Source organism: Blastococcus sp. CT_GayMR20 (assembly GCF_004570345.1).
Genome location: NZ_SPQM01000319.1, coordinates 1 through 1,010 on the forward strand (window position 1 = coordinate 1; position 1,010 = coordinate 1,010).

Consider the following 1,010-nt stretch of genomic DNA (forward strand, 5'->3'; position numbering starts at 1 on the left):
GATCTCCACCACCGGCCGGTGGTGGGCCGCAGTGGGGCCGCGGAGCGGGCGGCCCCCGAGGTGCGGGCGGACGCCGTGGCGCGGGCGGACGTGCGGGCGGTCGCGCGGCTGGTCATGCTGCCCTCCGGATGCGCTCGGCCGCCCGGACCCGGGCGGAGGCGGCCCGCGGGTTCGCCGCGACCTCCTCGTCGGTGGCGGCCTCGCCGCCGCGGGTGAGCAGGCGGAGGACGGGGCCGAGCTCCGGCATCGGCACGGGCATGCCCTGCGGCGTCCGGTCGGCGGCGCCTGCGGCCAGCGTCTGCTTCACGATGCGGTCCTCGAGGGAGTGGAAGGTGATGACGACGACGCGGCCGCCGACCGCCAGTGCCTCCAGCGCCGCCGGGAGGGCCCGCTCGAGCGCGCCGAGCTCGTCGTTGACCTCGATGCGCAGCGCCTGGAACGTCCGCTTCGCCGGGTGGCCCCCGGTGCGCCGGGTGGCCGCGGGGATGGACTCCCGCACCAGCTCGGCGAGCCGGGCGGTGTGCGTGAAGGGCTCCCGCGCCCGCTCGCGGTCGATCGCGGTGGCGATGCGGGAGGCGAAGCGCTCCTCGCCGTAGACGCGCAGCACGCGGGCGAGGTCCTTCGGGGAATAGGTGTTGACGACGTCCGCCGCCGTCACCGGGCCGGTCGGGTCCATCCGCATGTCGAGCGGGGCGTCGGCGGAGTAGCTGAAGCCGCGGTCGGGGCGGTCGAGCTGGAGCGAGGAGACGCCGAGGTCGAAGAGGATGCCCTGCACCTCGGTGATCCCGAGACGGGCCAGGACGTCGGGCAGCTCGTCGAAGACGGCGGGGACGAGGGTGACGCGGTCGGTGTGACCGGCGGCCTCGATCCGGCGCGCGGCCTCGGCGCGGGCGTCGGGGTCGCGGTCGAGGCCGACCACCCGGAGTCCGGGGTGGGCGTCGAGCATCGCGAGCGTGTGGCCGGCGAGGCCGAGGGTCGCGTCGACGAGGACGGCGCCGTCGGCGGCGCAG

The 1,010-nt window shown here is 77.1% G+C and carries 1 protein-coding gene; it reads right to left on the reverse strand.

Going from position 1 to position 1,010, the window contains the following annotated elements; all coding sequences use genetic code 11:
• Positions 1-112 precede the first annotated feature (112 nt).
• Positions 113-1,010: 16S rRNA (cytosine(1402)-N(4))-methyltransferase RsmH (gene rsmH / locus E4P40_RS27690; protein WP_135161481.1), on the reverse strand; the 898-nt coding region annotated here is incomplete at its 5' end.